General features: G+C 71.1%; 16 protein-coding genes and 1 riboswitch. Of the genes, 4 read left to right on the forward strand and 12 right to left on the reverse strand.

The window, feature by feature from the left end:
* Window positions 1-7: 7 nt before the first annotated feature.
* The 5 genes from HD557_RS18275 to HD557_RS18295 are packed head-to-tail and all read right to left on the reverse strand — an operon-like array spanning window position 8 to window position 5,196.
* Window positions 8-802: an ECF transporter S component gene (locus HD557_RS18275; RefSeq protein WP_196874897.1), complete on the reverse strand. Its 795-nt coding sequence runs from the start codon at window positions 800-802 to the stop codon at window positions 8-10.
* Window positions 799-2,403, reverse strand: coding sequence for an ABC transporter ATP-binding protein (locus tag HD557_RS18280; RefSeq protein ID WP_196874898.1), 1,605 nt, complete (start codon window positions 2,401-2,403; stop codon window positions 799-801). Before HD557_RS18280 ends, HD557_RS18275 begins: the two co-directional genes overlap by 4 nt.
* Entirely contained in the window at window positions 2,400-3,512 is a 1,113-nt protein-coding gene (locus HD557_RS18285) for an energy-coupling factor transporter transmembrane component T (RefSeq protein ID WP_231380356.1), read from the reverse strand. Before HD557_RS18285 ends, HD557_RS18280 begins: the two co-directional genes overlap by 4 nt.
* Window positions 3,509-4,129 carry a hypothetical protein gene (locus tag HD557_RS18290; RefSeq protein ID WP_196874900.1) on the reverse strand — a complete coding sequence of 207 codons (621 nt, stop codon included), beginning with the start codon at window positions 4,127-4,129 and terminating at the stop codon, window positions 3,509-3,511. Before HD557_RS18290 ends, HD557_RS18285 begins: the two co-directional genes overlap by 4 nt.
* Complete coding sequence (locus HD557_RS18295; RefSeq protein ID WP_196874901.1) at window positions 4,123-5,196, reverse strand: prenyltransferase/squalene oxidase repeat-containing protein; 1,074 nt, start codon at window positions 5,194-5,196, stop codon at window positions 4,123-4,125. Before HD557_RS18295 ends, HD557_RS18290 begins: the two co-directional genes overlap by 7 nt.
* A gap of 66 nt (window positions 5,197-5,262) precedes the next feature.
* A riboswitch (cobalamin riboswitch) is annotated at window positions 5,263-5,384 on the reverse strand.
* An 80-nt stretch (window positions 5,385-5,464) separates the two neighbouring features.
* On the opposite strand from HD557_RS18295, the gene HD557_RS18300 reads away from it, so the two are divergent.
* Entirely contained in the window at window positions 5,465-6,130 is a 666-nt protein-coding gene (locus HD557_RS18300) for a glycoside hydrolase family 19 protein (protein ID WP_196874902.1), read from the forward strand.
* Between the two features lie 54 nt (window positions 6,131-6,184).
* Here HD557_RS18300 and HD557_RS18305 read toward each other — a convergent pair whose 3' ends face one another.
* The 4 genes from HD557_RS18305 to gatC form a co-directional block, all read right to left on the reverse strand.
* The gene (locus tag HD557_RS18305) at window positions 6,185-6,943 is read right to left on the reverse strand and encodes an NYN domain-containing protein (RefSeq protein ID WP_196874903.1); all 759 of its coding nucleotides are present in this window, start codon (window positions 6,941-6,943) and stop codon (window positions 6,185-6,187) included.
* A 140-nt stretch (window positions 6,944-7,083) separates the two neighbouring features.
* Entirely contained in the window at window positions 7,084-8,577 is a 1,494-nt protein-coding gene (gatB, locus tag HD557_RS18310) for an Asp-tRNA(Asn)/Glu-tRNA(Gln) amidotransferase subunit GatB (protein ID WP_008358459.1), read from the reverse strand.
* Window positions 8,574-10,070 (reverse strand): Asp-tRNA(Asn)/Glu-tRNA(Gln) amidotransferase subunit GatA, encoded by a 1,497-nt coding sequence (gene gatA, locus HD557_RS18315; RefSeq protein ID WP_196874904.1) that lies wholly within the window; start codon window positions 10,068-10,070, stop codon window positions 8,574-8,576. Before gatA ends, gatB begins: the two co-directional genes overlap by 4 nt.
* On the reverse strand, window positions 10,067-10,366 hold the full coding sequence (gene gatC, locus HD557_RS18320; RefSeq protein WP_008358461.1) for an Asp-tRNA(Asn)/Glu-tRNA(Gln) amidotransferase subunit GatC: 300 nt from the start codon (window positions 10,364-10,366) through the stop codon (window positions 10,067-10,069). Before gatC ends, gatA begins: the two co-directional genes overlap by 4 nt.
* A 141-nt stretch (window positions 10,367-10,507) precedes the next feature.
* Between gatC and HD557_RS18325 the strand changes: the two genes are divergently transcribed.
* Window positions 10,508-11,017 carry a SigE family RNA polymerase sigma factor gene (locus HD557_RS18325; protein WP_008358463.1) on the forward strand — a complete coding sequence of 170 codons (510 nt, stop codon included), beginning with the start codon at window positions 10,508-10,510 and terminating at the stop codon, window positions 11,015-11,017.
* Window positions 11,014-12,132, forward strand: a complete 1,119-nt coding sequence (locus tag HD557_RS18330; RefSeq protein ID WP_196874905.1) for a hypothetical protein — start codon at window positions 11,014-11,016, stop codon at window positions 12,130-12,132. Before HD557_RS18325 ends, HD557_RS18330 begins: the two co-directional genes overlap by 4 nt.
* Before the next feature lie 22 nt (window positions 12,133-12,154).
* Here HD557_RS18330 and HD557_RS18335 read toward each other — a convergent pair whose 3' ends face one another.
* On the reverse strand, window positions 12,155-14,428 hold the full coding sequence (locus tag HD557_RS18335) for a glycosyltransferase (RefSeq protein WP_196874906.1): 2,274 nt from the start codon (window positions 14,426-14,428) through the stop codon (window positions 12,155-12,157).
* 25 nt (window positions 14,429-14,453) lie between these two features.
* Window positions 14,454-16,562 (reverse strand): NAD-dependent DNA ligase LigA, encoded by a 2,109-nt coding sequence (ligA, locus tag HD557_RS18340; protein WP_196874907.1) that lies wholly within the window; start codon window positions 16,560-16,562, stop codon window positions 14,454-14,456.
* Window positions 16,563-16,810: 248 nt separating this feature from the next.
* Here ligA and HD557_RS18345 point away from each other — a divergent pair, with 248 nt between their 5' ends.
* Window positions 16,811-18,355, forward strand: a complete 1,545-nt coding sequence (locus tag HD557_RS18345) for a hypothetical protein (protein WP_196874908.1) — start codon at window positions 16,811-16,813, stop codon at window positions 18,353-18,355.
* On the opposite strand, the gene HD557_RS18350 is transcribed toward HD557_RS18345, so the two are convergent.
* The gene (locus HD557_RS18350; RefSeq protein WP_196874909.1) at window positions 18,352-19,452 is read right to left on the reverse strand and encodes a hypothetical protein; all 1,101 of its coding nucleotides are present in this window, start codon (window positions 19,450-19,452) and stop codon (window positions 18,352-18,354) included. The genes HD557_RS18345 and HD557_RS18350 overlap by 4 nt on opposite strands.
* Window positions 19,453-19,455 lie beyond the last annotated feature (3 nt).

Consider the following 19,455-nt stretch of genomic DNA (forward strand, 5'->3'; position numbering starts at 1 on the left):
GGAGCGACTACTCGACCGACCGGAGTGACGCCTCGGCGGGGGTGATCATGGCTCGGCGGGCGGCTCGGCGCAGAGTGGCGAGGACGGCGGGGCCGAGGAGGGCGATCGCGACGGCGGTGGTGATGGCGCGCACGGTGTCCCAGCTGCTGGTCGAGGTGACCAGGGTGTAACGCAGGAACGTCGCCAGGTTCTCGGCGAGCGCGGCCCCGGGCTCGTAGGACAGGTTGCCGCTCGCGCCGGGCACCGTGACCCCGGTCAGCAGGGGCCACCCCTGCAGGTTGAGGAGGAGCCCGTAGGCGTAGGAGGCGAGGATGCCGTACGCCGCCAGCAACGCGACCTCCGTGCGGCCGCTCGCGCGTGGCAGGAGCCCGGCTCCCATCGCGACCCAGGCGGCGCCGAGCATCTGGTAGGGCAGCCACGGCCCGACGCCGGCGGTGACGAGCGCGGCGACGAACAGGCTCGTGCAGCCGAGCACGAAGCCGAAGGCGGGCCCGAAGACGCGGCCACCGAGGATGAGCATGAAGAAGACCAGCTCCACCCCGCCGGTGCCCGAGGAGACGGCGCGCAGGACGGCCTCGATCGCACTGAGCACGCCGAGGATCGCGATCATGCGGGTGTCGATCCCGCCCGCCGCGAGCTCGCTGAGCAGCACCACCAGCATCAGCGGCAGCAGCGCGAGGAAGATGAACGGCGGCTGTACCCGTTCGTAGCCGTGGAGCAGCAGCGGCCAGGCGAACATCATCAGCCCGGCCACGGAGATGATCACGAGCAGGAGAGCGGTGCGGGGCGAGAACCGGATCATCGCTCCCCCACCGCGTCGACGATCTCGCGCACGTTCAGCCAGCCCGGGCCGAAGACCTTGCTCACCTGGGGCGCGAAGGCGGGCGACTCGGCGGTGACGCTGCGTACGTCGCCGGAGGAGACGACCTCGCCGTCGGCGAGCACCACGACGTCGTCGGCGGCCTCGGCGACGAACTCGACGTCGTGGGTCGCGACCAGGATCGCCTTGCCCGCGTCGGCGAGCTCGCGGAGGATCTCGGACAGAGCGTGCTTGGCGGCGTAGTCGAGGCCGCGGGTGGGCTCGTCGAGGAGCACGACCGGCGGGTCGGCGCTCAGGATCAGCGCCAGCGCCAGGGCGAGGCGCTGACCCTCGGAGAGGTCACGCGGGTGCTGGTCGTCGGGGATGCCCGGCACGAGGCTGTCCAGGATCTCCCTGGTCCGCGGGCCGCCGGCGTCGCACTCCTCGGCCACGGTCTCCAGGTAGAGCAGGTCCGCCGCGCTCTGAGGCAGCAGCCCGACCAGGGTGCGCCGCACGTCGGGGTCGAGGGTCGCCGGATCCTTGCCGCCGACGTCCACCGACCCGGTCAGGCGCTTCTGGGTGCCCTGCAGCGTCCACAGCAGCGTCGACTTGCCCGAGCCGTTGCGCCCCATCAGCGCCGTCACCCGCCCCGCGGGCAGCTCGATCGAGACGTCGTGCAGGACCGGCGTACGTCCTCGGGTGACGGTGAGGCCGGAACTGGACAGGCCCGAACCCGACTGGCGCAGCGTGGACTTGTCGGGTGTTTCAGCGCCCGTCAAGCCGAGGGATATCCGGTCGACCGGGAATCCCACAACCCTCGCCCGCCGCCTGGCATCCCGCACCGTGAGCGGCAGCGGCGACCAGCCGAGCTCACGGCCGAGCTCGACGAGCGGCGGCACGACGGGCGAGTCCGCGAGGATGTCGGCGGGGTCGTCGACCGCGACGGAGCCGTCGCCGACGAGGAGCGCGATCCGGTCGGCGAAGGGTACGACGCGCTCGAGGCGATGCTCGGCGAGGACGACGGAGGTGCCGAGGTCGTGGACCAGCCGGGTGATGGTGGCGAGCACGTCCTCGGCGGCGGTGGGGTCGAGGGCGGAGGTGGGCTCGTCGAGCACGACGACCCGCGGGTGGGTGGTGAGCACGGAGCCGATTGCGACGCGCTGCTGCTGCCCACCCGAGAGCGTACGCAGCGACCGCTGCCGCAGCTCGGCGATGCCGAGCAGGTCGAGGGTCTCCTCGACGCGGCGCCGCATGGTCGCGGGCGGGAGGCCGAGCTGCTCCATCCCGTAGGCGAGCTCCTCCTCGACGGTGTCGGTGACGAAGCCGGCCACCGGGTCCTGCCCGACGTAGCCGATGATCCCGGCGCGCTCGCGCGGCGGCGTACGGATGATCGAGGTCCCGTCCAGCAGCAGGTCACCCTCGAGCGCGCCGCCGGAGAAACGGGGCACCAGGCCGGCGATGACGCCGAGCAGGGTCGACTTCCCGGAGCCGGTCGGGCCGGAGACGAGCAGCAGCTCGCCCTCCTCGACGGTGAGGTCGACGTCCTTGAGCACGTGCTCCGAGGAGTCGGGCGGGGTGAACGTGATCCCTCGCAGCTCGATCATGCGGCGGTCTCCTCCTCGACGAGTGATGCCGGAACCGGCGCGGCGACGGCCGGGAGCAGCCCGACGAGCACGCCTGCCATCGCCGTCAGGGTGACCCCGGGCGCGGCGCTCACACCGGGGAAGGCCACCGGGACCTGTGACCGGGCGACCCACCAGCCCGCGGTCGCGACCACGATCCCGCTCAGCGCCACCACGACCTCCGGCCAGCGCCACCGGTCCGGCCGGTAGACGGTCCGGGAAACCCGGCGACCGGCCAACCTCAGCCCGATGGCCGCGGCCCCGACGCCGAGCACCAGCATGCTGGTCGCCAGCCAGCCCGGCGTGGCCCCGTCCAGCACCGCGTAGACGCCGGCACAGAGCCCGACGAGCGAGACCAGCATGAGCGCCGAGGTGACCCGCCTGGTGGCGACGGGGACCCCGGCCGTACGTCCGTAGCCACGCGTGTCCATGCCGGCCGCGAGCGCCATCGACCGCTCCAGCGCGTCCTCGAGCACCGGGACCAGGAAGCGGCGCAGCCGCTTGACCCTCCCGGTCGCCCCTGCCCGCAGCCGCTGCGCGGCACGGACCCGCTGCACCGACTCGGCCAGCTGGGGCAGCACGGTCACCGCGACCACGACCGCGGTGCCGATCTCGTAGAGCGCCGGCGGCAGCGACCGCAGCAGTCGCTTCGGGTTGGCCAGCGCGTTGGCCGCACCGACGCAGATCACGATCACGCCGAGCCGCATGCCGTCGTAGAGGCCGGCCAGCAGCGCCTCGCGGGTGAGCGGCCCGAGCAGCCGGATCCCCAGCACCCATTCGGGAAGCGGGATCTCGGGCAGGTCGATGAGCACGTGACCCGGCACGGCGCCCAGGAGCACCCGGAAGAGCACCCGGGTCGCCACGATGAACAGGGCGAGGCCGACGTAGAGCCGGAACGCCTTCGCCCACGGTTGCTCCCCGCGGCGGGCCGCGACCACGACCGAGACCACCCCCACCAGCAGCAGAAGCAGCAGCGGGTTGGTGGTGAAGGAGGCGTACGCAGCCAGGCCGATCGCCCACACCCACCACGCGACGGGGTGCAGATCCCGGGGCAGGCGCGCGACCGCGGCTGTGCGGATCAGCGTGCTCATCGCCGACGCCACCACACGACACCGGCGACGGAGAAGAGGGCGAGGATCCCGGCCGGAGCGACCCAGACGGGCAGCTGCCGGGGCTCGGAGGGTGCGTCGTCCGGAGATAACTCCGGCGACGGGCTTGAGGGCGCCCCCACAGCATCCCCAAGCTCCGTCGCCGGAGCGGTAACGACATCGTCGTCTATCCACGTGAACGCAACACCCTGCCCGGAGGTCACGCTGATTTCGGTAACATTTCTGGAGGCATAGCTCCAGGCCCCGGATTCGTCGGTGACCCACAGCGACCAGTAGGCGTCGGCGGGCGGCATCTGGGCGCAACCGGCGGTCTTCGGCCGGCCGTCGACGCGGCAGACGACGCTGGGCATCGCGGTCACGTAGGTGAGCGGATGTCCTGCCTTCTCGAAGAGATCGGCGCCGGTGTCGCCCTCCTCGGGCCGGACGCAGGTGACCGCGGGGTCGCCGCCCAGCGCGTTGGGCTCGACGACGACGGTGACGCCGTCACACGCCTCGTCGGACCGCGAGACGGCGGCCGACGCGGAGGCGGGGGTGACGACGAGTGCGGTGGCTCCGGCGAGGATCGCCAGGGCCACGCGAGCGGACCGCAGGATCAGCACGAGCTCTTCGCGGTCGCGTCCTTGGGCAGGTAGACCAGCGACGGCAGCGCCTGGGCGGCCGCGAGGCGGTACATCCCCTCGGACTCCTTGGTCAGCCCCTTGGTGTTGCCCTCGGTCAGGGCGGCGTCGTCGTAGGCCACCGCGCCGACGTCGTCGCCGCAGGTCACGACGTGCTCGGCGACCCAGGAGGCCGCCTTCTCGGCAGCGTCGGTCTCCCCGGCGCGCCCGAACGCCCACCCGGCCAGGCCGGTGGTGTTGGAGTTGGCGATGTTGCCGGTGGCGGCCTTGAAGGACCCGTCCTCGGCCTGGGTCTCCTTCAGCCACTCGACGCCTGCCTTGACCGCCTTCTCGGCCTCGGGAGAGGCGACCGAGGACAGCGCGATCAGCGCGAAGGCGGTGGCGTCGGCGTCCGGCGCGGCCTTCGGGTCGCCGTCGCAGGTCTGGTCGGCGGCCGCGGGGTCGGCCGTGAACGTGACCCGGAACCAGCCCTCCTCGCACTGCTGCCCGGCCAGGAACTCCGCGGCGGCCGTGGCCTCCTTGCTCTCCGCGTTGCTCAGCGCCCACACGGCGTACGACTGGCCGATGGTGTTGGAGTAGTCGGTCGCCTCCTTGTTCTTGGGGTCGAGCTCGTCGGCGATGCGGCCGTTCTCGGCGACGGTGCCCTCGAGCTGCTTCAGCAGACCGGGGTCGGAGGCGTCGACGTTCTGCTGGAGGACGAGCGCCTTGGCCGTGGCCCCGGCCGAGGTGACCGTGCCGAACCCCGGCGAGGTGTAGGCCTTCTTGTTCTTCATCACGGCCGCGACGATCGTGGCGATCTCCTCGTCGTAGCCGCCGACCTCGGCCAGCGCGATCCCGATGTCGGCGCTGAGGCCGAAGTCGTCGGTGCCGTACTGCGCGTTGTGGGCCACACCCTTCGGGGCCTGGGCGACGAGCCAGTCGGCCACCGAGGTGGACACCTTCGCGTCGTAGGCGGGCTTCTCCCCCTCCTCGACGGCCTTCTCGCCGCAGCCGGCGAGCGAGGTGAGGGCGAGGGCGGCGGCGATGCCACCGAGGACGGTCTTCTTCATGGTTCCTTCCGCGCTGTTCGTCGGGAAGGCCCAGGGCCGACCCGCTGCTTTCCACGACAGCGTCAGGTCAGTACGCGTCCGTCGGCAGGTGCTCCGGCTCGCTCAGGACCCTCGATGTCCTGAGCCTACGGTTGCGGGTCAGCGCCGGGATTCGACCGGCTTCCCCCACCACGGCGTGTGTTGATTGAGGCTCTGCTTTGATGCGGGGCAATCCTATGCCGCGCACGCCCTGCTTGCGGGATCGCCGTCGAGCAGTCACTCTGTCCCCATGCGCCACAGGATTCTCGGCCTTGTCGCAACCTCGATCTCGGCCACCCTTCTCGCTCTCTGCCCGACCACGACGGCACTCGCGGCACCGGATCGGACCTCGGTCACGTACGACGACCTGGTCGCCATGTTCGGCGACAAGGTCGGGAACAAGAAGACCGTCGAGACCGGGCTGCCGACGCTCAACCGCGCCATGGACGACGCCCGGATCACGACCCCCTACCGGCAGGCGGCCTACCTGGCCACGCTCGCCAACGAGAGCTCCTTCCACCACGACGCCAAGGGCCCCCGCGACAAGCGGAAGTACGCCGGCCGCGGCTACATCCAGCTGACCGGCGAGGCCAACTACACCGACGCCGGCGCCTACTTCGGGATCGACCTGCGCCGCCGCCCCGAGCTGGCCCGGTCGCTGGACCACAGCGCGCCGATCTCGCGCTGGTACTGGACCGTCGCCCGCGAGATCAACCCGCTCGCCGACGACCTCGAGATGGGCAAGGTCAACGCGGCGATCGGCTATCCCCGCAACAAGGAGGAGGACGCCGAGCGCTGCCGCGACTTCAAGGCCGCGCTGAAGCACCTCAACGGGTCGGTGCCCAAGGGGATCGACTGCACTCGCCCGAAGCCGAAGAAGGCAGACGACCAGGACCGCGCCGCGGACGCCTCCTAGCAGACGTACGTCACGCCGCCGCGTTGATCTCGTGGTTCGCTCGCTGACGCTCGCTCACTTCTTGATGCGCTTGTCGCTGACCGCGATCGCCGAGGTGCCCTCGTCCTTGAGCTCGAAGAGGTCGATCGCCTTGATGAGCTTGGTCCAGGTGGCGTAGCCGTAGTTGCGGGGGTCCTCGGAGGACTGGTTGCGGATGCGGGAGACGACCGTACCGACCAGGGCCCAGCCGTCGTCGTCGGCGGCCGCGGCGATGGAGTTGCGCAGCAGCTGGATCAACCGGGCGTTGCGCTTCAGCACCTGCCCCGTGGTCGCCGAGGAGGACGGCTTGCGGGCGGGGGTGGCGCCGGCCTCGGCGTCGGTGTCGGTCTCCTCCTCGGAACCACCGAGCTTCTCCACCACGGTGAACCGGGTGCAGGCGCTCTTGAACGGCGCCGGCGTCTTCTCCCGGCCGTAGCCGTAGACCGCGCGACCCTTCTCCCGCAGATAGTGCACCAGCGGGGTGAAGTCGGAGTCGGAGGAGACCAGCGCGAACGCGTCCGGGATCGCCGCGTGCAGCAGCTCGACGGCATCGATGGCGAGCGCCATGTCGGAGGCGTTCTTGTGGGCGGTCAGGTCGAACTGCTGCATCGGCCGGATCGCGGCGTCGTGCAGCTCCTCGATCCACCCCTTCAGCTCGGGCTTGGTCCAGTTCCCGTAGGCCCGGCGGATCGTCACCTCGCCGTACTCGGCCAGGTCGTTGAGGATCGCGTCGATCTTGGCCGCAGGGGCGTTGTCGGCGTCGATGAGCAGGGCGATGCGGAAGGGCTCGGTCACCGGATCAGTGTGGCAGGAAGAGGAATGTGTTGGTCTCGACACGCCTTCGCCTAGCGGCTCCGGCGGCTCGACCAGCGCACGCTGGTCGAGCCGGGAGGCCGGCTGCGGCCGAGCGTGTCGAGACCAACACAGTCGCTACATCAGGCCAGCTTCTCCAGGATCAGCTCGCGCACGCGCTTGGCGTCGGCCTTGCCGCCGGTCGCCTTCATGACCGCGCCGATGAGGGCACCGGCCGCGGCCTGGTTGCCGCCTCGGATCTTCTCGGCGACAGCGGGCTGGGCGTCGATCGCCTCGTCGACGGCTGCGCCGAGCGCACCGTCGTCGGAGACGACCGCGAGGCCGCGGGCGTCGACGATCTCGGCGACGGTGCCTTCACCGGCCAGCAGGCCCTCGAAGACCTGGCGGGCGAGCTTGTCGGTCAGCGAGCCGCCGTCGACCAGCTTCTGCACCTCGGCGACCTGGGCGGGGGTGACCCCGACCTCGGCCAGCTCGACGCCGCGGTCGTTGGCGGCCCGGGAGAGCTCGGCCATCCACCACTTGCGCGCGGCCTGGGCGGAAGCCCCCTCGGCGACGGTCGACTCGATCAGCGTCAGCGCACCGGCGGCCCAGACATCACGCATCTCCAGGTCGGAGTAGCCCCACTCGGCCTGCAGCCGCGCGCGCTTCTCGGCGGGCGGCTCGGGCAGCGTGCCGCGCAGCTCCTCGACCCACTCACGGCTCGGCGCGACCGGGACGAGATCCGGCTCGGGGAAGTAGCGGTAGTCGTCGGCGTCCGACTTCGGCCGCCCGGCCGAGGTGGTCCCGGTGTCCTCGTGGAAGTGGCGGGTCTCCTGGAAGATCGCCTCCCCCGCGTCGAGGATCCCGGCGTGGCGCGACATCTCGAAACGTACGGCCCGCTCGACCGAGCGCAGCGAGTTCACGTTCTTCGTCTCGGTGCGGGTGCCGAGCTTGTCGGAGCCCTTCGGGGACAGCGACAGGTTGACGTCGCAGCGCATCGAGCCCTGGTCCATGCGTACGTCGGAGACCCCCAGACCGAGCAGGATCTCGCGCAGCGCGGCGACGTAGGCCTTGGCCACGAGCGGCGCCTTGGCGCCGGTGCCGAGGATCGGGCGGGTGACGATCTCGATCAGCGGGATGCCGGCGCGGTTGTAGTCGACCAGCGAGTAGTCGGCGCCGTGGATGCGGCCGGTGGCGCCACCGATGTGGGTGGTCTTGCCGGTGTCCTCCTCCATGTGGGCGCGCTCGATCTCGATCCGGAAGGTCTCACCCTCGACCTCGACGTCGAGGTAGCCGTCGTAGACGATCGGCTCGTCGTACTGCGAGGTCTGGAAGTTCTTCGGCATGTCCGGGTAGAAGTAGTTCTTCCGGGCGAACCGGCACCACTCCGCGATCGACCCGTTGAGCGCGAGCCCGATCCGGATCGCCGACTCCACGGCCTTGGCGTTCACGACCGGCATCGAGCCGGGCAGGCCGAGGCAGGTCGGGCAGACCTGGGAGTTGGGCTCGCCGCCGAACGTCGCCGGGCAGCCGCAGAACATCTTGGTGTTGGTGTTGAGCTCGACGTGCACCTCGAGCCCGAAGGCCGGGTCGTAGCGCTCCAGCACCTCGTCGAACGGAACCAAAGTCTCCGTCATCGGGCCACCTCCAGCTTGTCGATCGAGAGCACCGGACCGATGGCGCCCTCGAGCGCGGCACCGACGCGGTAGAGACGGGCGTCCTCCAGGACCGGCGCCAAGAGCTGTACGCCGACGGGCAGCCCGTCCACGTCGGAGACCCCGGCCGGGACGGAGATGCCGGGCGTGCCGGCCAGGTTGGCCGGGATGGTGGCCAGGTCCTGCATGTACATCGCGAGCGGGTCGTCGAGCTTCGCGCCCAGCGGGAACGCCGTCGACGGGGACGTCGGCGAGACCAGCACGTCGACCTGCTCGAAGGCCTCCTTGAAGTCCTCGATGATCAGCGTGCGGATCTTCTGCGCCTGGCCGTAGTAGGCGTCGTAGTAGCCGCTGCTCAGCGCGTAGGTGCCGAGGATGATGCGGCGCTTGACCTCGTCGCCGAACCCCGCGTCGCGGCTGGCCTTCATCACGTCCTCGGCGCTCGGGTCGCCGTCGGGGGTGACCCGCAGGCCGTAGCGCATCGCGTCGAACTTGGCCAGGTTGGAGGAGCACTCCGCCGGCAGGATCAGGTAGTAGGCCGCCATCGCGTGCTGGAAGCTCGGGGTGGAGACCTCGACGACGTCGGCACCCAGCTTGGTGAGGATGTCGACCGACTCGTTGAACTTGGCCATCACGTCGGGCGCCCAGCCCTCGCCGGCCAGCTCCTTGATGACGCCGACCTTGACGCCCTTCAGGTCGCCGGTCGCGCCCGCGCGGGCGGCGTCGACGAGCCCGGTCACCGGGGTCGTGGTCGAGGTGGAGTCGAGCGGGTCGTGACCGCCGATGAGCTCGTGAAGGAGCGCCGAGTCGAGGACGGTGCGGGTCACCGGACCGACCTGGTCCAGCGAGTTGGCCAGGGCGACCAGGCCGTAGCGGGAGACCGAGCCGTAGGTCGGCTTCACGCCGACGGTGCCGGTGACGGCACCCGGCTGGCGGATCGAGCCACCGGTGTCGGTGCCGAGCGCCAGCGGCGCCTCGAAGGCCGCGACGGCCGCGGCCGAGCCACCGCCGGAGCCGCCGGGGATCCGGTCGAGCTTCCACGGGTTCTTCGTCGGGCCGTAGGCCGAGTGCTCGGTCGAGGAGCCCATCGCGAACTCGTCCATGTTGGTCTTGCCCAGGATCGGCAGACCCGCGGCCTTGATCTTCTTGACCACGGTCGCGTCGTAGGGCGGGACCCAGCCCTCGAGGATCTTGGAGCCGCAGGTCGTCGGCAGACCGGTGGTGGTCAGCACGTCCTTGACCGCGATCGGTACGCCGTCGAGAGCGTGCAGCGCGTCGCCGTTGGCCCGGCGCGCGTCGGAGGCGGCGGCCTGGGACAGGGCGCCCTCGGCGTCGATGTGCAGGAAGGCGTGGACGTCGCCGTCGACCGCGGCGATGCGGTCGAGGTGGGCCTGGGTCAGCTCGACCGAGGTGGTCTCGCCCGCGGCCAGGGCATCGGCCAGCTGCGCGGCCGTCTTCAGGATCAGGTCGCTCACTGCTCGTCCCCCAGGATCCTCGGCACGGCGAAGCGCTGCTCCTCGACGCTCGGCGCACCGGAGAGCGCCTGCTCCGGCGTCAGGCCGGGCACGACGACGTCCTCACGGAAGACGTTGGTCAGCGGAAGCGGGTGGGAGGTGGCAGGCACGTCGTCGCCGGCAAGCCCCTGGATCGAGGCGACGGACTCGAGGATCACCTGCAGCTGCGGGGCAAGGTGATCGAGCTCGGCGTCGCTGAGGTCGATGCGGGCGAGGTCGGCCAGGTGCGCGACCTCGTCGCGGGTGATTTCTGGCATGCCGCACATCCTAGGCGGCGGAAGCCCCAACTCTCACCTCGGTAAGGCCCGTTCGCGGCGGAGTTCTGCGCACATACAACCGATCGGTGGCCTCACGGCGTCCTCAACCCTGACAATCGGCTCGAGAGATCGGATGGATCGATGGCGAGACCCCCAACCCAGGAGCAGTTCGACGAGTTCGCCCAGGTCGCCTGGCCGCGGCTCTATCGTTCCGCCTACCTGCTCGTCGGGGACCACGCCAGTGCGGAGGACCTGGTCCAGACCGCACTGGCGAAGACCTACGGAAACTGGGGCCGGGTGCGCACGCTCGAAGCCGCCCCCGCCTATGCCCGACAGGTGCTGTTCAACACCGCGATGAGCTGGTTCCGGAAGGCATCGTGGAACCGCGAGCGGCCCACCGAGGTCCTCCCCGACCTCGGTCACGAGAACGATCCGACCACCCGCTCGGTGCTGCTCGACGCGGTCGCCGCGCTGCCCCCGCGGCAGCGCGCCGTCGTGGTCCTCCGCTTCTACGAGGACCTCGACGTACGCCGCACGGCCGACCTCCTCGGCTGCACGGAGGGCACGGTCAAGAGCCAGACCTCCTTCGCCCTCGACAAGCTCCGCACCATCCTCGGCGACCCGACTCTCACCCTGGAGGCGACCCAGTGACCGACAACGACCTGCGTACGCTGCTCCGCGACGCCGCCGACGAGGTCGCCGTGCCTCGTCTGGCCACCGATGAGCTCCACCTCCGCGCTCGGGCCGTCCGCCGGCGCCGGCGCGCCCGCTGGGTCGCCGGTGTGGCAGCCCTGGCGATGGCCGGCGCGCTCGGGACGTACGTCCTTGGCGGGACGCTCGGCGACGACGATCTCCACATCGCCGCGGCCGAGGGAGACCCCCTGGGCTGGGCGGTCGCGGAGGGCAACAGCGTCCATTTCGGTGACGGGAGCGTGGTGACGTACGGCGGCCGCGTGAACGACATGCGCTACACCTCCGTCGGCCTGCTCACCAGGAGCACGGACACGAACGCGCGCCTCTCGCTGATCACGACGGCCGGCGTCCAACCGCTCGACCTCGGTGACGTGAGCGACCGGCTGATCGGCACCGACCCCGACTCGCCCTACGTCTCCTGGACCGTCGAGCACGGTGACGGCTGGCTGGTACGCGTCGCCGACCTCGTCACCGGCGAGAAGGTCGCCGACGTCCCGATCTCCGGGAAGTACACCTGGGCCGGCTGGAAGACGCCCCCGGTCGCGGTCGACGGCGAGCACGCCTACGTCGCCCTCGACGACCGCACCCTCGACGTAGCCTGGCGTTCCGGGCAGGTCTCCACCTCGAAGGGGCTCCCGGGCGGCTACACCACCGAGGTGATCAACGGCCGCGCGGTGACCCAGGATGCGACCGGCGAGACCCAGCGAGTGGTCGAGGTGGCCACGGGCGAGGTGCTCCTGACCACTCGCTCCACCGACTTCCCCGACGACCTGATCAGACTCAAGCTCTCGCCCGACGGCACCCACGCCTTGGCGGCCCCCTACGCGATGTGCGACGAGAACGACAACTGCCGCTACGACACCCCGACCGCGCCGATCCACGACCTCGGCCAGGGCACCGAGACCGCCGTCGACCTCGGCGACCACATCGGCTGGACCCCTGGGGGGCAGCTGATCCGGGCGTCCGGGACGAAGGTGGAGCTATGCGACCAGGTCGGCAAGGAGTGCGCCGATACGCCGGTCACCTTGAAGAAGCGCGCCGACACGATCAGCGGGACGATGAACCAGTCCTGACCTCTCGCCGGCCCACTGCGCCCTACTGCGCCTTGTTCGGACCACCGCCGTTGGAGGGCTTGTCGGTCGGCCTTCCCCCCGAGCCGGGCTGGGTGGGCGCCGCCTGGGTCGGGTCGGCCCCGCGGGTGGGGTCGGTGGCGGGCGTCGGGTCAGCGGCCTGGGTGGGCCGGGTGCTGGCGGTCGCGGCGGCCGGGGTGGGCGTGGTCTCCGGGGCCCGGGTGGGGTCAGCGGCCGGGTCCTCCGTCGCCTCCGGGCCCCGGCTCGGCTCGCGCGACGGCTCCTCCTCGGCGCGCGGCTTCTTCTCGAGGGCTCCGTGGACGTCGCCGACCTCGGGTACGTCCGGGCTGCCCACCGGCGCCGCGATGGCGACCAGTCCGGCGAGCAGCACCGAGCTGAAGGCCAGCACCAGTCCCCCGCGCCGGGCAGCGGGCGCGGCGGCGGCGCTCCACGCCCAGATCCGCTCCCGGCGGCGGCGCAGGTCGGCGGGCAGGTCGCTGCGGATCGCCGCCCAGCTGTTGATCGGGGCCAGCGCGTAGCCGAACCCCTGGAAGGCGAGCAGCGCCGCGAGGGCGACGCCGGTCGCCCCACCGCTCACCCCGACCACGAGCGCCAGGACCACACACACGGCGGCCGCCAGACTCTCGACCAGGTTGCCCCGCACCACGTCACGCACCCGCGGCTGCCCCTTGATCTTCGGCGTACGCAGGAACGTGCCCTCGCGCGAGACCAGCCCGAGCCAGGAGGCCCGGGCGACGGTCACCCCGAGCGCCAGCCACAGCCCGAAGGCACCGAGCGCGTCGTGCCAGGACGCCCCGCCCCGGAGCCGGACGAGCGCGATCGAGCGGGCCGCGCCGAAGAGCACGAGCGCGACGGTGGCGAACAGCAGGAGCCCGGAGAGGCGGCGTACGACCAGTCCTCCACCCAGCAACAGGTCGAGCGCGCCCGAGATGAGGAAGAAGGTGAACAGCGCGCCGGCGAGGTCGCCGAACCACTGCAGCCCGCCCACGAGGTAGGCCCAGCGCTGGGCCAGGGTCATCTGGTTGTCCTCGGTGCGACGGCCGGGCAGCAGCGAGCGCCAGTGCATCCGCAGGATCTGGATGCCGCCGAAGCACCACCGGAACCGCTGCTTCTTGAGCGTCTCGAAGGTCAGCGGCATCACGCCACGGCCGTAGGAACGGTCGACGTGCATGCCGTTGTAGCCCATCTTCAGCAGCCGCAGCGACAGCTCGGCGTCCTCGGTGATGCACCACTCGTCCCAGCCGCCGGACCGGACCAGGGCGGAGGCCCGGATCAGGCCCATGGTGCCGCCGAAGATGGCGCCGTTGCGCTCGTTGCGCGAGACCTGGCTGACGTCGAAGAAGTAGCCGTAGGAGTGGTAGAGGCGGCGGAAGTAGGGCGAGACGTCCCAGTCCCGGTAGTCCTGCGGCGTCTGCACGAAGGCCACCGACTCGTCGGTGAACAGCGGGGCGTTGTGGGCCAGGAAGTCGGGGGCGACGTGGTAGTCGGCGTCGACGATCCCGACGACCTCGGTGAGCGGGTTCATCCGGGTCAACGCATAGTTGAGCGCCCCGGACTTGAACCCCGGCCAGTTGGTCAGGTGGATGAAGGTGAGCCCGTCGTACTGCTCGCAGAAGTCCTGCACCGGCCGCCACAGCGCCGGATCGTCGGTGTTGTTGTCGATGACCAGGATCTCGTACGCGTCGTAGTCCAGCTCGAGCATCCGCTGAAGGGTCTCGATGACCATCTCCGGCGGCTCGTTGTGGGTGGGCACGTGCAGGCTCACGAACGGCCGGCGCCAGCCGGGGTGGTACTCACCGCGCACCGGCCAGCCACGCCAGCGTCGCCGGGCGAGCACGTCGACCATCTCCCACAGGTAGCCCACGCCGATCAGGAAGACGAAGACCTCCAGCAGCCACAGCAGGCCCGACAGCGTCGTGGTCCACGCTCCGGGGTGGACGGTGACCGTCCACAGGCCGACATAGGTCAGGTAGAGCAGCCCGACGTCGATCGTGAGCGCCCAGGCGACCAGACCGCGTACGTCCCAGTCCCGAACCGCGGGCAGCCAGGCCAGCAGCGAGGCACCGAGGACGATGCCCCCGATCGTCGCCCGGACGGCGCCCTGGCCGAGCAGCAGGCCGACCGCCACCGCGGCCACCGCGGTCAGGGCCGCCGCGAGGACCACCGTGCCCGCGGAGAGCGAGCCGGCACGCGGCGTACGGATCAGGAACAGCAGCACGGTCGCCGGGACCAGAAGGACCGCGGCGACCGTGAGGAGTGGGGGAAGGGCGTCGAGCACGGCCCCACACTATGGGGGGTATTTCCTAGCCGAGTCCAGTCGGCCCGTCCTCGAGCAGGACCTTGAACGCCGCCTCGTCGAGGATCGGCAGGCCCAGCTCCTCGGCCTTGGCCGCCTTGGAGCCGGCGTTGTCGCCGACCACGACGTAGTCGGTCTTCTTGGAGACCGAGCCGGCCGCCTTGCCGCCGCGGCTGATGATCGCCTCCTTGGCACCGTCGCGCGAGAAGTCCTCCAGCGAGCCGGTGACGACGACGGTCAGGCCCTCGAGGGTGCGGGCGACGGACTCGTCGCGCTCGTCGGCGAGGGAGACCCCGGCCGCCCGCCACTTGTCCACGATCTCCTGGTGCCAGTCGACCTGGCGCCACTCGACGATGGCCTCGGCGATGATCCCGCCGACGCCCTCGGTGGCGGCCAGCTCCTCCTGGGAGGCCGCCCAGATCGCGTCGAGGGAGCCGAACTCGGTGGCCAGCGCGCGGGCCGCGGACGGGCCGACGTGGCGGATGGACAGCGCGACCAGCACCCGCCACAGCGGGACCTGCTTGCGCTCCTCCAGGTTGCGCAGGAGACCGAGGGCGTTGGCGTTGAGGACCCGGTCGCCGGCGCCGGCCTCCTTCTCGGCCTTCTTCGCCGCGCGGGTGAAGAACGTCGTGGTGGCCAGGCCGGCCTCGTCGAGGTCGAAGATGTCGCCCTCGTTGGTGATCACCTCGGCGGCGAGCAGCGCGTCGGCCGCCTCGTAGCCCATCCCCTCGATGTCGAAGGCGCCTCGCCCGGAGGCGAAGAAGACCCGCTCCCGGACCTGTGCCGGGCAGCCGCGGTGGTTGGGGCAGCGCAGGTCCTTGTCGCCCTCCTTCTGCTCGGCGAGCGTGGTGCCGCAGGCGGGGCACTCGGTCGGCATCACCCACTCGGGCAGCCCCTCGGGTCGCAGCGGCAGCACCGGGCCGAGGATCTCGGGGATGACGTCGCCGGCCTTGCGTAGGATGATCGTGTCGCCGGGGCGTACGTCCTTCCGCTTGACCTCGTGGGCGTTGTGCAGCGTCGCGCGCTCGACGGTCGAGCCGGCGACCTTGGTCGGCTCCATGACACCGAAGGGCGTGACCCGGCCGGTGCGGCCGACGCCGACGTCGATCGCGAGGAGCTTGGCGTTGACCTCCTCCGGCGGGTACTTGTAGGCGATCGCCCAGCGCGGCGCGCGGCTCGTGGAGCCGAGCCGGCGCTGCAGCGAGATGTCGTCGACCTTGATCACGACACCGTCGATCTCGTGCTCGGTGACGTCGTGGCGGTGCTCGCCGAAGTAGCTGATGAACTCCTCGACCTCCTGGAGCGTCTTGAGCACCTTGACCCGGTTGGAGGTGGGCAGGCCCCACGCCTTGAGGGCGTCGTACGCATGCGACTGGGCGACCGGCTGGAAGCCCTCCCGGGCCCCGATGCCGTGGCAGACCATCCCGAGCTCACGGGTCGCGGTCACCCGCGGGTCCTTCTGGCGCAGCGACCCCGCCGCGGAGTTGCGCGGGTTGGCGAACATCGGCTTGCCCGCGTCGACCAGGGAGGCGTTGAGCTTGTCGAAGGCTTCGATGGAGAGGAAGACCTCGCCGCGCACCTCGACCAGGTCGGGCACCGGGAACTCGTCGGTGCCGTTGAGCCGGTGCGGGATCGACTTGATGGTGCGTACGTTCGGGGTGACGTCCTCACCCGTTCGGCCGTCGCCCCGGGTCAGCGCCCGGACCAGGCGGCCCTTCTCGTAGAGCAGGTTGATCGCGAGGCCGTCGACCTTGAGCTCGCACAGCAGCTCGGCCTGGCCGGCGCCGTCCTTGGCGATCCGGGCGTGCCAGCCGGCCAGCTCCTCGAAGGAGAAGACGTTGTCGAGCGACTCCATCCGCTGCAGGTGGTCGACCGCGGTGAACTCCGTCGAGAACGTGCCGCCGACCTTCTGGGTCGGCGAGTCGGGGGTGCGCAGCTCGGGGAACTGCTCCTCGAGCTCGTTGATCCGGCGCCACTTCTGGTCGAAGTCGGCGTCGGAGAGCGTCGGGTCGTCGAGCACGTAGTAGCGGTAGCGAGCGTCCTCGATCTGCTCGGCGAGCTCCTGGTGCTCGGACTTCTGCTCAGGGCCCGCCTCGGCGGTCAGGTCATCGTTCACGGGCACCATCTTGCCCGGTCGCGCCGACATTTTCTGTCGGCATACCCACCCGGGCGTTTTCGGCGTTTCATGGCCCCAAACGACACTCAACGCCCTCAATATCGACGCAGCCGATCAACACCTGGGTGACGGGGCTCACCACAAGAGGGTAAAGACCGCTACTTTCCTCCCGCGTCGGGAAGGCGGGCCGACACCAATCCCCCATAGACCGCCTTGTGAGGTCTGCAGTGGTTTCTCGGCTCGTGGTGATGCTGTTGACAGCGCTCGCGCTCACCCTGGCTCCGATCGGCGCCACGTACGCGCTCGGGTTGGGAAGCGTCTTCTCCGACGCCGAGGTCGAGGTCTCGATCGTCGAGCAGTCCAAGGACGGCGTGGTCCTCAGCGTCCACGGCACCGACTACAGCGCCAAGGATCCAGGCATCGAGATCGCGCTCAACCCGGTCGGCTACCGCGGATCGGGCACGCGGAGCACCTTCATCAAGTCGGTCGTCTTCAACCCCGACGATCCCGACGACTGGACCTACACGTTCACCCTCGACGCCGCGCAGGTCGCCCGGCTCGACCCCGGCACCGACTACCAGATCATGACCATGCGTGGCGGCGACCGCGACCTCTACGACTCGTCCGACTCGCGGGCGGTGCAGGTCCCCTTCGACTTCGACGCGCTCTCCGAGCCCAGCAGCTCACCGACCCCGGAGGAGCCCTCGGGCGACACCGGCTCCTCGGACGGGTCGGGGTCCGGCTCAGGTTCCGGCTCGGGCTCAGGCTCAGGCTCAGGTGACGGTACGTCCTCGGGCCGGCCCGCAGCCGGTGACTCCGACGAAGGTGCCGCTGCCGGCTCCGGCGACAAGCCGAAGAAGAGGGCGTCGAAGAAGCCCTGGACCGCTCCCGAGGAGCCGCCGACGGCCAAGGGCCTGACCCTCACCGGCCTCGATGACGTCTCGGTCGACGCCGACGAGGTGATCCACGCCCAGGCCTCCGGTTTCAAGCCCCACGAGACCGGCATCCGGGTCGTCGTCTACTCGACCCCGCTGGTCCTCTCGACCAGCGTCCAGGCCAACGGCCGCGGCGTCGCGAAGTGGTCCGGGCGGCTTCCCAAGGACATCGGCCTCGGCAAGCACACCCTCACCTTCCAGGGATCGGTGAACCGCGGGATCAGGTTCGTCGTGACCGGCACGCCCAGCGACGGCGAGTGCGTCCAGAGCGGCTGCGCCCCCAGCACGAGCACCGTCAGGAAGGCGGCATCGGCCGAGGAGGGCGGGGTCGGCCCGCTCACCTGGATCATCGTCGCCACGATGATCGTGCTCGGCCTCGTGGCCGCCGCGGTCGCCATGCTCACCGGACGCCGCAGGCGCGACCCCGAGTGGGACGAGCCGAACTATGCGCAGGCGCCGCCGCGCTATCCCTCGGACCCGCGACAGGCCTCGGGGCCCTACCCGGCTCATCCTCGCCAGCAGCCCCGCAACGAGACCCCGCTCCCCCGCAGGCTCCCTGCCGACCAGCAGCCGATCCGTCGCCAGCCGGGCCCGCGGCAGCCGAGCCACCGCCAGCCGCTTCCCCAGCACCTGCCGCAGCACCGGGAACCCCGGTACCGGGATCCCCAGCACATGGAGCCCCAGCACGTGGAGCCTCAGCACGTGGAGCCTCAGCACGGGGAGCCTCAGCACCTGGAGCCACAGCACGCGGCTCCCCCGCAGCCCGGTGATCGCCGCACGCGCCCGCCGGAGTCGTTCGCTCCGCCGAGCCAGCGAGCCGAGGTCTACCAGGGCCAGCGGATCGCCGGGCGCTCCTAGACAAGCGATTCGCCCCGGCGGGCGGTGTCGGCCGAGACCGTCGGCCACAGCGTCTCCAGGGCCGCCTCGAGGGCGGAGAGGACCGGGTCGAGATCGTCCCCCGGGAACGGGGCCGACGCCTGCTGACGTACGACGGCACAGAAGGCGCGGCTCTCCCCCTCAGCCTCGTGGCAGCGGACGGTCTCGGCGGACCCCTCGGTCCAGCCGTCGTAGCCGTCGGTGTCGCCCTTCGAGCAGGTGAGCCTCGTGGGGCACTTCCGCTGCCCGGCGGGCAGGTTCGGGGCGTGGACCGCGGTGACGGTGCTGCCGTCGGGGCGGGTGCCGACGACGCCGAAGGCGCCCTTGCCGTAGGCCGAGACATCGGCCTTCTCGAAGGAGTCGATGTCGGCGTACGCCTTGGTCTCGAGCAGCCCCGCCGCGATCGCCCCGGCGGTCAGCGCGACCTCGCCGACGCCGTTGGCGCCCTCGGACGGGAATCCCTCGACCTGCGCCTTCGTCATCTTCATGGTCGTCCTCGTGCCGAGGCGTGGGTCGGTGACCAGGGCGACGAGGTCGTCCACGCTCACCTCGAGATCGAGCTCGCGCGGGTCCTCGGTGATCTTCTCGCCCACGTAGGCGGCCCGGCGCTCCTCTCGGCCGGACCGGTGGGAGACCATCAGCTGGCCGGGTGTGCCGTCGTCGGTGGCCAGGTCCCAGGCGACGGTGGCGGTGCCGGACGCGCCCTTCACCTCGACGCAGCCTGACATCCCGTCATGGCACCAGGTCGAGAGCAGGTCGTCGTCGACCGGGCCCGCCTTGACCTCCAGCGAGTGGTCGGCACCCCACCGCAGCACAGTGCCGACCTCGTCCTGCTCGAAGTAGAGGTCGCCGCCGTCGAAGGTCTCCGGCACGACGCGTACGTGCTGGAGCGTGATCGCCGCGAGCGCCTCCGGGGTCGCGGGCCGGTTGCCCGGCTTCAGGTCGGCCGGGTCGATGCTCGCCGAGGGCGCGACCGTGGGCCTCTCGCTGGGCTCGTCGTCCGCCTCGGTCGCGCTGCTGCCGCAGCCGGTGACCAGAAGAGCCGCAGCAGCCAGCAGTGCCATCCCCCGTCGTCGCATGAG

The sequence above is a fragment of the Nocardioides luteus genome (genome assembly GCF_015752315.1).
In the GTDB taxonomy this organism is placed as follows: Bacteria; Actinomycetota; Actinomycetes; order Propionibacteriales; family Nocardioidaceae; genus Nocardioides.